At 67.8% G+C, this 12,568-nt stretch carries 12 protein-coding genes; 7 read left to right on the top strand and 5 right to left on the bottom strand.

The genetic code is table 11. From position 1 onward, the window contains the following. Positions 1 to 53 precede the first annotated feature (53 nt). Positions 54 to 299, bottom strand: coding sequence for a DUF2789 domain-containing protein (locus tag NMB40_RS14325; protein ID WP_494358845.1), 246 nt, complete (start codon positions 297 to 299; stop codon positions 54 to 56). 182 nt (positions 300 to 481) lie between these two features. Here NMB40_RS14325 and NMB40_RS14320 point away from each other — a divergent pair, with 182 nt between their 5' ends. After that, entirely contained in the window at positions 482 to 1,069 is a 588-nt protein-coding gene (locus NMB40_RS14320) for a biliverdin-producing heme oxygenase (protein ID WP_494358844.1), read from the top strand. Between the two features lie 28 nt (positions 1,070 to 1,097). Beyond that, positions 1,098 to 1,460, top strand: coding sequence for a YbaN family protein (locus NMB40_RS14315; protein ID WP_494358843.1), 363 nt, complete (start codon positions 1,098 to 1,100; stop codon positions 1,458 to 1,460). A 122-nt stretch (positions 1,461 to 1,582) separates the two neighbouring features. Here the strand turns inward: NMB40_RS14315 and NMB40_RS14310 are convergent, their stop codons facing one another. Then, the gene (locus tag NMB40_RS14310; RefSeq protein WP_282247489.1) at positions 1,583 to 3,610 is read right to left on the bottom strand and encodes a sodium-translocating pyrophosphatase; all 2,028 of its coding nucleotides are present in this window, start codon (positions 3,608 to 3,610) and stop codon (positions 1,583 to 1,585) included. Positions 3,611 to 3,947: 337 nt separating this feature from the next. On the opposite strand from NMB40_RS14310, the gene NMB40_RS14305 reads away from it, so the two are divergent. Beyond that, a complete protein-coding gene (locus tag NMB40_RS14305; RefSeq protein ID WP_494358842.1) occupies positions 3,948 to 4,451 on the top strand; it encodes a hypothetical protein in 504 nt (167 codons plus the stop codon). A 72-nt stretch (positions 4,452 to 4,523) separates the two neighbouring features. Here the strand turns inward: NMB40_RS14305 and NMB40_RS14300 are convergent, their stop codons facing one another. Continuing rightward, entirely contained in the window at positions 4,524 to 5,324 is an 801-nt protein-coding gene (locus NMB40_RS14300; protein WP_282247491.1) for a hypothetical protein, read from the bottom strand. Positions 5,325 to 5,495: 171 nt separating this feature from the next. Beyond that, positions 5,496 to 6,752 (bottom strand): 6-phosphofructokinase, encoded by a 1,257-nt coding sequence (locus NMB40_RS14295; protein ID WP_494358841.1) that lies wholly within the window; start codon positions 6,750 to 6,752, stop codon positions 5,496 to 5,498. A 139-nt stretch (positions 6,753 to 6,891) separates the two neighbouring features. Here NMB40_RS14295 and NMB40_RS14290 point away from each other — a divergent pair, with 139 nt between their 5' ends. The 3 genes from NMB40_RS14290 to NMB40_RS14280 all read left to right on the top strand — a co-directional run bounded on the left by NMB40_RS14290 (position 6,892) and on the right by NMB40_RS14280 (position 9,727). Beyond that, the gene (locus NMB40_RS14290) at positions 6,892 to 7,455 is read left to right on the top strand and encodes an adenylate kinase (protein ID WP_068853913.1); all 564 of its coding nucleotides are present in this window, start codon (positions 6,892 to 6,894) and stop codon (positions 7,453 to 7,455) included. Positions 7,456 to 7,740: 285 nt separating this feature from the next. After that, positions 7,741 to 9,105 carry a UDP-N-acetylmuramate:L-alanyl-gamma-D-glutamyl-meso-diaminopimelate ligase gene (gene mpl, locus NMB40_RS14285; protein ID WP_494358840.1) on the top strand — a complete coding sequence of 455 codons (1,365 nt, stop codon included), beginning with the start codon at positions 7,741 to 7,743 and terminating at the stop codon, positions 9,103 to 9,105. Positions 9,106 to 9,115: 10 nt separating this feature from the next. Then, positions 9,116 to 9,727 (top strand): LON peptidase substrate-binding domain-containing protein, encoded by a 612-nt coding sequence (locus NMB40_RS14280; protein ID WP_494358839.1) that lies wholly within the window; start codon positions 9,116 to 9,118, stop codon positions 9,725 to 9,727. 98 nt (positions 9,728 to 9,825) lie between these two features. Here the strand turns inward: NMB40_RS14280 and NMB40_RS14275 are convergent, their stop codons facing one another. Further along, positions 9,826 to 11,814 carry a bifunctional DedA family/phosphatase PAP2 family protein gene (locus NMB40_RS14275; protein ID WP_282247340.1) on the bottom strand — a complete coding sequence of 663 codons (1,989 nt, stop codon included), beginning with the start codon at positions 11,812 to 11,814 and terminating at the stop codon, positions 9,826 to 9,828. Between the two features lie 56 nt (positions 11,815 to 11,870). On the opposite strand from NMB40_RS14275, the gene NMB40_RS14270 reads away from it, so the two are divergent. After that, a complete protein-coding gene (locus tag NMB40_RS14270; RefSeq protein ID WP_494358838.1) occupies positions 11,871 to 12,533 on the top strand; it encodes a protein kinase family protein in 663 nt (220 codons plus the stop codon). Positions 12,534 to 12,568: the final 35 nt, after the last annotated feature.

Here is a 12,568-nt window from a genome sequence, read left to right as displayed (position 1 = left end):
CGCCGCGCCTGCCGCGTAGTGACACGCCATGCGTGTCCCACGTAACCCAAACCTCAACGCGCAACAGAATCCGCGTGCAGCGCTTCATTGAGCTCATCCACCACGATGGCCCATTCCGCATCCGACTTCAGCTGCTCGCCCAGGAACTGCTTCTGGCTCGGGCTCCAATACGGCGCTTCGGTTACTTTGACATCAGCCGGCAGCTGGTGCTGAAGAATGAACTGCGCAATCGCCTCGTTGCTCGACTCCAGCCCCAGCTGTTCGAACAGGGTGGTCATGCGCGTTTCAGTGGTATCCATCATGGCAATCCTTGTAAGGCGGGTCGATGGCGCATTATCGCCAAGCCCGGGTGAGGATCACATCGCCGGAATGGGGGGGAGGGCAGCACCGGCAATCCGGGTTGGGGTAGTCTGCACGACAGGCGTCTTATCCCTGTGCCGGGCCTTGCCCGGCGCTGCCACCTTCTTTCTGCCAGAACGCCATGAACGCCACCGATACCCTTGAAGCCACCCGCAGCCAACGCCTGAAGGCGGCCACCCGAGACAGCCACGGCGCGCTGGACAAGCGCATCATGGCCGGCGAGATCTTCGCCGACCGCGGGCGGTTCGCGCGTTTCCTGCGGGTCCAGTACCGCTTCCACCGTGACATCGATGGCCTGTACGCCAACGCCGCGCTGGATGCACTGCTGCCGGACCTGGCCGAACGCCGGCGGCTGCCGCAGGTCACGCGCGACCTGCGCGATCTGGAACAGACCCTGCCGGCCCCGGTCCCACTGCGGCTGGACCCGGACCTGCCGCTGTCCGCCGCATTGGGCTGGTTGTACGTGGCCGAAGGCTCCAACCTGGGCGGCACCATCCTGTACAAGATGGCCGCGCAGCTGGGCCTGGATGCGGACTTCGGCGCCCGCCACCTGGCCGCGCATCCCGATGGCGCCGCACGCCACTGGCGCGAGTTCACCGCCGCGCTGGACAGCGTGGTGCTCACCGAGGCCGAAGAGCAGCAGATGATCGATGCGGCCGATGCCGCGTTCCGCAGCGTGCACGATCATGTGGAACTGGAATTCGCATGAACGCTGACGTGCGCGCCGGGTCACGCTGATGCGCTGGCTCTGGTTCTGCCTGGGCTGGGTGATGGTGGCGCTGGGGGTGATCGGCGCACTGTTGCCGGTGATGCCCACCACCATCTTCCTGATCCTGGCGGTAGGCTGTTTCGCGCGCAGCTCGCCGAAGTTCGAGCGCAAGTTGCTGGAACACCCGCGCTATGGTCCATCGCTGCGCGCATGGCGCGAGCAGGGGGCGATCAGCCGCAAGGGCAAGGCCTTCGCCGCCGGGGGCATGGCCTTCGGCTTTGCGATGTTTTGCTGGGGTGCGAGGCCATCGTGGCCGTTGCTGCTCGGCGTCGGGCTGTTCTTTGCTGCAAGCGCAGCCTACGTGCTGTCGCGCCCGACCCCGCTGCCGTAGAGCCACGCCCTGCGTGGCTGCTCTTCGCTCCGGCACCGCGCAGCCACGCAGGGCGTGGCTCTACCGGGTTTCCGCACCACGCAGGGTAGCCCCCGACCGTTGGTCGGGGGACCCGGAACCTTCTACAACAACGGCACCAGCAGCAGCGCCACGATGTTGATGATCTTGATCAGCGGATTGATCGCCGGCCCAGCGGTGTCCTTGTAGGGATCCCCCACCGTATCGCCGGTCACCGCCGCCTTGTGCGCCTCGCTGCCCTTGCCGCCGAAGTGGCCATCTTCGATGTACTTCTTGGCGTTGTCCCAGGCACCGCCGCCGGTGGTCATCGAGATCGCCACGAACAGGCCGGTCACGATGGTGCCGATCAGCAGCCCGCCCAGCGCACGCGGCCCGAGCAGCAGGCCCACCACCACCGGTACCGCCACCGGCAACAGCGACGGCACGATCATTTCGCGGATCGCCGAGCGGGTCAGCATGTCCACCGCACGGTCGTACTGCGGCTTGCCAGTGCCTTCCATGATCCCGGGAATCTCGCGGAACTGCCGCCGCACTTCTTCCACCACCGCACCGGCGGCGCGGCCCACTGCTTCCATCGCCATCGCGCCGAACAGGTAGGGGATCAAACCGCCGATCAGCAGGCCGATGATCACCGTGTGGTCGGACAGGTCGAAGGCGAACACTTCACCCGGGTGCGCCGCCTGCAGGTTGTGGGTGTAATCGGCGAACAGCACCAGCGCGGCCAGCGCGGCCGAACCGATCGCATAGCCCTTGGTCACCGCCTTGGTGGTGTTGCCCACTGCATCGAGCGGGTCGGTGATGTTGCGGATCTCCGGCGGCAGCTCGGCCATTTCGGCGATGCCGCCGGCGTTGTCGGTGATCGGCCCGTACGCATCCAGCGCCACGATCATGCCGGCCATCGACAGCATCGCGGTCGCCGCGATGGCGATGCCGTACAGGCCGCCGTGCAGGTGCGCCAGCCAGATTGCCAGGCAGACCGCGATCACCGGCAGCGCGGTGGACTTCATCGACACGCCCAGGCCAGCGATGATGTTGGTGCCGTGCCCAGTGGTGGAAGCCTGCGCCACGTGCTGCACCGGCTTGTACTGGGTGCCGGTGTAGTACTCGGTGATCCACACGATCAGCCCGGTCAGCACCAGCCCGATCAGCGCGCAGATGTACAGGTTCGTCGCGCCGTGGGCGTTGTCCGGCATCAGCTGCAGGGTGATCGGGTAGAAGGCGATGGCGGCCAGCACGCCCGACACGATCACGCCCTTGTACAGCGCGCCCATGATCGAACCGCCCGGCTTCACCTTGACGAACAGCGCGCCGATGATCGAAGCGATGATCGACACCCCGCCCAGCACCAGCGGATACAGGATCGCGTTGCGGCCGGCCTCGGCGATCATCAGGCTGCCCAGCAGCATGGTGGCGATCACCGTCACCGCGTAGGTTTCGAACAGGTCGGCGGCCATGCCGGCGCAGTCGCCCACGTTGTCGCCGACGTTGTCGGCGATCACGGCCGGGTTGCGCGGGTCATCCTCGGGAATGCCGGCTTCCACCTTGCCGACCAGGTCGGCGCCCACGTCGGCGCCCTTGGTGAAGATGCCGCCGCCCAGCCGCGCGAAGATCGAGATCAGCGAGGAGCCGAACGCCAGCCCCACCAGCGCATGCAGCGCCGCCGCGGTATCCAGCCCCATCTTCAGCAGCAGCGCGTAATAGCCGGCCACGCCGAGCAGGCCCAGCCCGACCACCAGCATGCCGGTGATCGCGCCACCGCGGAAGGCCACGTCCATGGCGGCGCTCAGCCCGTTGCGTGCTGCCTCTGCGGTGCGCACGTTGGCCCGCACCGACACGTTCATGCCGATGTAGCCGGCCGCACCGGAGAGCACCGCACCGATCGCGAAGCCGATCGCGGTGTACCAGCTGAGGAAGATGCCGACGAGCACGAACAGCACCGCACCGGCGATGCCGATGGTGAGGTATTGGCGGTTGAGGTAGGCGCGCGCGCCTTCCTGGATGGCGGCGGCGATTTCCTGCATGCGGGCATTGCCAGCCGGTTGCCGGAGGATCCAGCGTGCCGACACGATGCCGTAGAGAATCGCGAGAATGGCGCAGAACAGCGCCAGAGAAAGCCCATAACGTTCCAGCATGTCCCCTCCCGGGTGATGGATGGCATCCAGTTGACGGACGAACCTCACCACGCGGGGCACAACGGGCTGCAACGATGGACCAACCCGTTCAGACCGTACCCGGTCATCAAGCGTGTGGCTTTGTTCAGCAATCCCTGGTGCCCCCGAGTATGCAGTGAAATGCCCCATCCTGCCCATCGCATGCGCCAGGTGGCGCGGCGAAGCCCACATGTCAGACGCACGAGGGTAGTGCCAGGCCCTGCCTGGCAACCAGGCAAACCCAACCGCAGCCCACGCCTTGCCATACCATTCATCCGCCTCCAGCCAACCTCCCCCCATCCCCAAGGAGGCCCCGCCCATGTCCCCCCGCCACCTCATCCTGCTGGCCCTGCTTCCCGCCCTGGCGGCCAACGCCGCCGAAACCCCCGAACGCCAGCGCCCGGTAGGCGCAGCACAGGCAGTAAACGTCACCCACACCCTGCGCCAGATCCCCGAAGCCTGCGCGCGCCTGGAAGGCACCTTCACCGGCGACGCCGCGCAGCCCTACCGGTTCGTGGTCGCCCGCACCAGCGAGCAGTGCCAGCCGCGCGCGAAGTTCGTCGAGTTCGACAAGGCGCAGCCCAGCGAAGCCAAGGGCTGGAAGCTCAACGACGTGATCCGTGTGCCCAGCGCGGCCTGTCCCGCACAGCAGGCGGTGGTGAGGGTCTGGCGCCTGCCGGTGGAACAGAAGCCGCAGCTCGACGGCCAGGGCCAGTCGCGCATCTACCTGGAAGAGGCCAAGAAGCAGGCCGCCGCCGGCCAGATCGCGAAGATTCCGATGTTCGCCGCGCAGATGACCGTGGAAGGCAAGGCCTGCCCGTAACGCGCGCAATGAAAAGGCCCGGACGACAACGTCGTCCGGGCCCTGGGTGTCACCGTTGCCGGCAGTGCCGGCTCAGTTGCCCTTGCAGTCCTTCAGCCACAGCACCCGGCCGATCTGGTCATACGATTCGACCACGCCGATCAGCGTGACCTTCTCCTTCGGGCGCAGCGCCATCGCGTAGGCGGCCTGGCTCGGCGCGAACCTGCAGCTGATGGCCACGCTCTCGAAATCGATGCCGCCAGACGGGTTGCCGCCCACGTCGAAGCCGGTGTTGTAGCCACCGCCGCTCTTGAGTACGCCGTTGACGCGGCCGGTGATGGAATACACCTTGTCCTGGTAGCGTGCTTCCATCGCCGCCGGATTGTCCTTGTGCTGCGAACGCAGCTGTGCACCCAACGCGGTGGCGGTGGTGGTCACCGTGGAAGCCTTCGGGGTGGCCGCGGCCAGATGCTCGCCAGCCTTGCCCGGCTGCACCTGGGTGAGCAGTTTGCACATTTCCGCGCGGATGCTGTCGGCCTTGGCGAAGGCGCCGGCGTTGAGCTTCAACATCAGGCTCACCGTGCCGGTACCGCCCTCGTTGCTGGCGCCAACGATCAGTGGCAGGTTCTTGTGCATGCCGGTCTGCGGCTCTTCGATCAGCATCGAGCCGTTCTCGGCATCTTCGTCGAGCACGTCCATGTTGGCGTTCTTGGCGATCACGCGCATCTGGCCGATGGCGCTCTTCACGCTCAGGCCGGGGTGGCTGACCGCAGCGGTATAGGTGGTGCCCGACAGCGGGTTGCCCTTCTTCTGGAAGGAGCTCTCGCAGGTATCGGCAAACGCCGGGGCGGCTGCGGCGAGCAGCAGCGCGGCAAACAGGGGGGTGCACTTCATCGGTACTGTCCTTGTCATCGTCCGCAGGCGCGGAGGGTGGGTCGCGGTTGCGAGGGCCGGCGTGTCCTGCCGGCCCGTGGGATTGTAGGGGGCGCCTGCCGCCCGTCGCAATCGCGGACGTTCCACCCGTAGAGCCACGCCCTGCGTGGCTGCGCGGTGCCAGGCCGTCCTTTATGCCTCAAACGCGGGCAATTTCTTTCTTACCGCCACGTTCTTCAGGGTCACGTACTTCGGCAGCCCATCGGCACCATACGGCAGCGGTGCCTCGCCCTTGATCAACGGCGACAGGTAGGCGCGGGCCTTGTCGGTGATGCCGAAGCCATCGCGGCGGATGAAGCCGGCCGGCATCTTCTTCTCGTGGTTGGCCACCTTGTGCAGCGGCGCCGGTTCGATCTTCCAGCGGTACGGCGCATCGCTGCTGCGCACGATCACCGGCATCACCGCGTTCTGGCCCTTGAGCGCGTACTGCACCGCCGCCTTGCCCACCGCCTGCGCCTGTTCCCAATCCGTCTTCGAGGCGATGTGGCGGGCCGAGCGCTGCAGGTAGTCGGGCAGGGTCCAGTGCACCTTGTAGCCCAGCGTGTCCTTCACGCGCGCGGCCAGCTGCGAGGCGACCCCGCCCAGCTGGGTGTGCCCGAACGAGTCCTTGCCGCCGCCGGCATCGGCCACGAAGCGGCCATCGGCGGTCTGGATGCCTTCGGAGGCCACCACCACGCAGTGGCCCACGCGTTCGACGACCTGCTTCACCTTGGCCAGGAACGCGGCCTCGTCATAGGCGCGTTCGGGCAGAAGGATGATGTGCGGGGCCTCGTCCGGGCCGTTTCCGGCCAGCCCGGCGGCGGCCGCCAGCCAGCCCGCATGCCGGCCCATGGCCTCGTACACGAACACCTTGGTGGAGGTTTCGGCCATGGCCGCCACGTCCAGCGCCGCCTCACGCACCGACACGGCGGTGTACTTGGCCGCCGAACCGAAGCCCGGGCAGGTGTCGGTCACCGCCAGGTCGTTGTCGATGGTCTTGGGCACGCCGATGCAGGTGAGGTCGTAATCGAAGGCCTTGGCCAGCTGGGACACCTTCCAGGCGGTATCGGCCGAGTCGTTGCCGCCGTTGTAGAGGAACCAGCGCACGTCGTGGGCGCGCAGCACCGCCAGCAGGCGCTCGTAGCGGGCCCGGTCGGCCTCCAGCGACTTGAGCTTGTAGCGGCAGGAGCCGAAGGCGCCGCCGGGGGTATGGGCCAGCGCGGCGATGGCCGCCGCCGACTCCTTCGAGGTGTCGATCAGCTCCTCGCGCAGCGCGCCCAGGATGCCGTTGCGCGCGGCCAAGACCTTGATTCCCTTGGCCCTGGCGGTGCTGATCACCGCCGAGGCGGTGGCATTGATGACGGCGGTGACGCCGCCTGACTGGGCGTACAGCAGGGTACCTTTGGACATGGTGGGACCTTTGTCGGGGGGAAGGACATTGCAGGGACATTACCGGTATGAGGTAAAGTGCGCGTATTGCGGTGCAGCGTGATTGTGGACAATCCCGGGCGCGCGCCCTTCCGTTTTTTACCAAGTTGGAGTCAGGTTGATGCGATTGGTTCTGTTGGGACCGCCCGGTTCGGGCAAGGGGACGCAGGCGACGCGCCTGAAGGAACACCTGAACATTGCGCACATTTCCACCGGTGACCTGCTGCGCGCCGAAGTGGCTGCCGGCACCGAGCTGGGCAAGCAGGCCAAGGCCGTGATGGACGCCGGCAACCTGGTGTCCGATGACATCCTGCTGGGCATGCTGGAATCGCGCCTGGGCCAGGCGGATGTGGCCAATGGCTTCATCCTGGACGGTTACCCGCGCAACGTGGCCCAGGCCAACGCGCTGGACGCCGTGCTGGCCAAGATCGGCCAGCCGCTGGATGCGGTGGTGCAGCTGGATGTGCCGAGCGAACTGCTGGTCGAGCGCATTGCCGGCCGCGCCCAGGAACAGGGCCGCGCCGATGACAATCCCGAATCGGTGCGCAAGCGCCTGCAGGTCTACACCGACCAGACCGCGCCGGTGGTGGATTTCTATGCGGGCCGCGGCACCCTGGCGCGCGTTGATGGCGTGGGCGAGCTTGCCGACGTGGAAGCGCGCATCCAGGCAGCGCTCAAGCGCTGATCAACCTACACGCGCACGCCCGGTCCTTTCGGAAACCGGGCGTGCGGTGTAAGGCGCCAGCGATCGGGCTTGCTCAGAGCCCCACAATATGAGCCCCCCTGGGGATGGCCTCTTGGGGAGTAGGACCGTCGGGGGTACTGCGGCTGGCGCGGTGAATTGTGTCCGTCTTCACAGTACACCGCTATCGGGATTTCCCTGACACCTTGACTTCCTTTTCGATCGTTGTCCGCAGCCAGGCAAGGCCTGGCTCTACCCCCTTCTGTGGGCTTTGGGCGACAATCGGGTATGAGCACGATCCACATTCTTGGAATTGCCGGCACCTTCATGGGCGGCGTGGCCGCCCTGGCGCGGGAACTGGGCCATACGGTCCGTGGCAGCGACCAGGCGATCTATCCGCCGATGTCCACCCAGCTGGAACAGCTTGGCATCGCCTTGGACCCCGGCTATCGCGCCGACAGCGTGGCCCGCGATTGCGACGAGGTCGTGGTCGGCAACGCGCTGTCGCGCGGCAACCCGGCCGTGGAAGCGGTGCTGGATGCCGGGCAGCGCTACATCTCCGGCGCGCAGTGGCTCTCCGAACAGGTGCTGCCGGGCCGCGACACGCTGGCCGTGGCCGGTACCCATGGCAAGACCACCACCACCACCATCCTGACCTGGCTGCTGCAGGCCGCCGGCCGCGAGCCGGGCTTCCTGATCGGCGGGGTGGCCGAGGATTTCGGCGTGTCCGCCCGCGTGGGGCAGGGCCGTGAGTTCGTGGTCGAGGCCGACGAGTACGACACCGCGTTCTTCGACAAGCGCAGCAAGTTCGTACATTACCGCCCGCTGGTGGCCATCCTCAACAATCTGGAATACGACCACGCCGACATCTTCCCGGACGTGGCCGCGATCCAGCGCCAGTTCCACCACCTGGTGCGCACCGTGCCCGCGCGCGGCCGGCTGATCGTCAACGGCGAAGACCCCCTTCTGGCCGAAGTGCTGGCGATGGGCTGCTGGACCCCGGTGGAGCGGTTTGGTTTCGATCCCGGGCTGGAATGGCATGCCGAGCTGGTCAATGCCGATGGCAGCGCCTTCATCGTGCACCACCGTGGCGTGGCGCTGGGCGAAGTGCGCTGGTCGCTGCTGGGCCGCCACAACGTGCTCAATGGCCTGGCGGCACTCGCCGCTGCGCATGCGGTGGGCGTTGAACCGGCCGCCGTGATTCCCGCGCTCGCCACCTTCCGCAGCGTCAAACGCCGCATGGAAGTGATCGGCGTGGCCGACGACATCACCCTCTACGACGATTTCGCCCACCACCCCACCGCCATCCACACCACCCTGGAAGGCCTGCGCGCCAAGGTCGGCGCGCGCCGCATCGTGGTCGCGATGGAGCCGCGCAGCAACTCGATGCGGCTGGGCGCACACGCCGATGCGCTGGCTCCCTCGCTGGCGCTGGCCGACGCGGTGGTGTTCCTGCACCGGCCCGAACTGGCCTGGGATGCGGCCAGCGTGATTGCCGCCGTGCGTGGCGAGGCGCACGCCGTGCCCGATACCGACGCACTGCTGGCACGACTGGGGGCCACCGTGCAGCCCGGCGACCATGTCGTGTTCATGTCCAACGGCGGCTTCGACGGCGCGCCGCGCCGTTTCCTTGCCCAGCTGCAGGCGCGATAATCGGTTGGCCATGACCGATTCCATCGCCACGCTGCCCCTGTTCCCGCTGCACGCGGTGCTGTTGCCCGGCGCCGCGCTGGGCCTGCGCGTGTTCGAGCGACGCTACCTGGACATGCTGCGCGAGTGCAGCCGCGCCAACACCCACTTCGGGGTCTGCCTGATCCTGGACGGCAACGAGGTCGGCGCCCCGGCCACCCCGGCCGCGCACGGCGTTGAAGCGCGCATCGACGATTTCGACATGGGCGATGACGGCGTGCTGGTGCTGCGCCTGCGCGGCCATCGCCGGTTCCATGTACGCCAGGTGCGGGTACGCGACAACGGCCTGATCATGGCCGAAGTGGAATGGAGCACGCCCGACCACGACGACGAACTGCGCCCGGAACACGCGCTGCTGTCCACCGTGCTGGGCCACATCATCGAACAGGCCGGCACCGCGTTCGCGCCCGCGCACCCGGCACTGCTCGACCAGGCGGCATGGGTGGGCTGGCGGCTGGCCGAACTGCTGCCGCTGGAAGAATCGCAGCGCTTGCAGCTGCTGCAGCACGACGACCCACACCAGCGCCTGGACGCGCTGCTGCGCTGGATGCCGGCCAACTCGACGCCGATCGACGAAAACTGGTAACCCGAAACCCGGTCACTCAAGGCCGGGGTGACGGCAATGGGGCCAACCACAACCGCCGTTGCTGAAACGGGTAGATCACGACCGTTGGTCGTGATCGCTCAGTACGTTCGGACCCTCAACACGGGCATGCCGGTCTCGGGATGCGTGTCGACCTGCTGCGGCAACCCTTCCAGCGCCTCGCGCACCGCCTTCAGCGACGGATCGATGCCGCGCATCGGCCGCCACATCCCGATCAGGTGGAAGTGCTGGTAGTGCAGCGTCTGCGCGCTGCCCAGCCACAATGGCTGGTCGCCCGGCTGCAGCTGGGTGGCGGCCGGCCATAGGCGCAGCGCGAAGATCTCGTTGGGCGCATTGCCCGGGCGCAGCAGCAGCAGCGATTCCACCTGCGTATCCAGCGTGGCCGGCAGCACCGGCACTTCGTCCGGGGTGGCCGACTTGTCCAGCATCAGCAGGGCCTGTTCCCACCCGGCCTGCGGCTGCACGCGCCAGCCCTGGCTTTCCAGGCGCTCGCGCAGCGGCGCCAGTGGCCCGGCCACCTGCACGTCCAGCGGCCAGCGCTGGTCGTCATCGAACTCATTGCGGCGCGAAGGCAGGGTGCGCCACTGGCTGCCCCACCAGTCCTGCGCAGCCACGTTGGCCGGTGCGGGCTGTGCGGGTTCGAAGCGTTCCAGTTTCACCGCGATGTTGCGCGGCGCGTACCACAACGCGGCCACCGCGAAGGTGCCGTAGAACAGCCACGACACCGGCTTGACCCAGAACGAGCGGTTGAAGCGGCGGCGGTAGGCGATGCCCAGCACCAGCAGCCAGAAGATGCCGAACAGCATCCCGCCCACCACGTCGCTCAGCCAGTGCGCGCCCAGGTACAGCCGCGAGAAGCCGATCAGGCTGACGATGATGCCCGACAGCAGGTAGGGCCACACGCGGGTGCGCCCGGGCAGCTCGCGCGCGATCAGCACCGCGAAGAAGCCGAACGTGATGGTGGCCATGGTCACCGACACCGACGGGAAGCCGAAGCCGCTGCTCGCCCCTGGCGGGCGTACCACCGTCACCGTGGCGCCCAGCAGCTTGGTCAGCGCAAGCCCGAAGGCCAGTGCGGCCAGCCAGTGCGCGGCGGCCATCCAGCGCCGGCGCCAGATCAGGTAGCCCATCGTCACCGCAGTGGCCGGCAGCAATACCGGCCAGGCGCCCAGCGAGGCCAGCGCCGCCATCGGGTAGTCGGCCAGCGGATTGCGCAGCGCCAGCATCGCCTGGTGCACGGCCAGGTCCAGGCTGAGCGGCTCGCCATGGGCCACCACCGCCATCAGCAGCGCGAACCAGCACCAGCCCAGCAACAGCAGCATCAACGCCAGCATCGCCAGCGGCACCGATTCACGGCGCTGCGGGTCGAAGACGGACACCGAATAGCGGCCCAGCGTGGGGTGGCGCTGCGACCAGCGCAGCAGGCCGGCCAGCCAGCTGTCCATGCGCGCGGCCGACCAGCGGTAGCCGTACAGCACGATCGCCCAGACCACGCCCATCACCACGCCGACCAGCGCCAGCACCATCACCAGCCGCCCGGCCACCGCCGCCACCGCGTCATAGGCCTCGCCCAGCACCCAGCCCGGGGCCAGGAACAGCACTGCCCAGGACAGGCTGGCGATGCCGCTGGCCTGCACGTAGCGCATGGCCGGCATGTTCATCATGCCGGCGATGGCCGGCACGAACGGGCGGATCGCGCCTACATAGCGCGCCACCAGGATGCTCTTGAACGCATTGCGGCGGAACATCGTCTCGCCCCGGTCGAGCAGCTGCGGGTAGCGGCTGAACGGCCAGAAGCCGCGCAGGCGGTCACCCCAGCGCCGGCCGATCCAGTAGCTGATGCCATCGCCGGCGAACGCACCCAGCGCCGCGCACGCCACGGCGTACGGTCCGGAGATCTGCCCCAGGCCGATGAACACGCCCACCGCGAACAGCAGCGGCAGCGCGGGCACGATGGCGCCAAGCACGATGACGGCATCGCAGAAGGCGATGAGGAAGATGACCGCACCGGCAAGCACGGGGTGAGCTGAGATCCACGCAAGCGTGGCATCGATCCATGACGAGTCCATCGGGGGATTATAGAGGGGTCAAAGTGACTGACTGCCCGCCAGCTAGAATGGGCACCATGAACCGCCCGCTCCCGCCTGCCGCACATGCCCTGAAGGCCGACAGCTTCGGCCGCATCCTGTTGATGGAAGAGGGCGGCACGCGCTTCGTCCGCCGCGACCTGCTCGCCACCCCGTGGTGGCTGCGGCTGCCGGCCTGGTGGCTGGCCCGGCGTGAAGCCCGCGCGCTGGCGCATCTGGATGGAATGCCCGACACCCCGGCGCTGCTGGCCTGGAACGGCCGCTGGCTGGACCGCAGCTTCATGGCCGGTGACGCGATGTACCAGCGCCCGCCGCGTGGCGATCTCGCCTACTTCCGCGCCGCACGCCGGCTGCTGCAGCGGGTGCACCGCCATGGCATCGCCCACAACGACCTGGCCAAGGAAGCGAACTGGCTGGTGCGCGAAGACGGCAGCCCGGCGCTGATCGACTTCCAGCTGGCCGTGATCGGCAACCCGCGCTCGCGCTGGATGCGCCTGCTGGCCCGTGAAGACCTGCGCCATCTGCTCAAGCACAAGCGCATGTACTGCCGCGAGTCACTCACCCCGGTGGAAAAGCGCGTACTCAAGCGCCACTCGTGGGTACGCGACCTGTGGTTCCGCACCGGCAAGCCGGTGTACCGGTTCGTGACCCGCAGGATCCTGCACTGGGAAGACAATGAGGGGCAGGGACCGAAGCCATGACCTGGCGCGGCAGATGCCGGACATGCTGCGGCACA

It is taken from the genome of Stenotrophomonas sp. FBCC-B152, assembly GCF_059134105.1.
Note: the sequence above shows the minus strand (reverse complement) of the source record. Positions and strands in the feature narration are given on the sequence as shown.

Coding starts and splice junctions, on each gene's coding strand:
- NMB40_RS14290 (WP_068853913.1), top strand. CDS start 6,892: ATGCGATTGGTTCTGTTGGGACCGCCCGGTTCGGGCAAGGGGACGCAG.
- NMB40_RS14275 (WP_282247340.1), bottom strand. CDS start 11,814: ATGGACTCGTCATGGATCGATGCCACGCTTGCGTGGATCTCAGCTCAC.
- mpl (WP_494358840.1), top strand. CDS start 7,741: ATGAGCACGATCCACATTCTTGGAATTGCCGGCACCTTCATGGGCGGC.
- NMB40_RS14310 (WP_282247489.1), bottom strand. CDS start 3,610: ATGCTGGAACGTTATGGGCTTTCTCTGGCGCTGTTCTGCGCCATTCTC.
- NMB40_RS14270 (WP_494358838.1), top strand. CDS start 11,871: ATGAACCGCCCGCTCCCGCCTGCCGCACATGCCCTGAAGGCCGACAGC.
- NMB40_RS14295 (WP_494358841.1), bottom strand. CDS start 6,752: ATGTCCAAAGGTACCCTGCTGTACGCCCAGTCAGGCGGCGTCACCGCC.
- NMB40_RS14325 (WP_494358845.1), bottom strand. CDS start 299: ATGGATACCACTGAAACGCGCATGACCACCCTGTTCGAACAGCTGGGG.
- NMB40_RS14320 (WP_494358844.1), top strand. CDS start 482: ATGAACGCCACCGATACCCTTGAAGCCACCCGCAGCCAACGCCTGAAG.
- NMB40_RS14305 (WP_494358842.1), top strand. CDS start 3,948: ATGTCCCCCCGCCACCTCATCCTGCTGGCCCTGCTTCCCGCCCTGGCG.
- NMB40_RS14315 (WP_494358843.1), top strand. CDS start 1,098: ATGCGCTGGCTCTGGTTCTGCCTGGGCTGGGTGATGGTGGCGCTGGGG.
- NMB40_RS14280 (WP_494358839.1), top strand. CDS start 9,116: ATGACCGATTCCATCGCCACGCTGCCCCTGTTCCCGCTGCACGCGGTG.
- NMB40_RS14300 (WP_282247491.1), bottom strand. CDS start 5,324: ATGAAGTGCACCCCCCTGTTTGCCGCGCTGCTGCTCGCCGCAGCCGCC.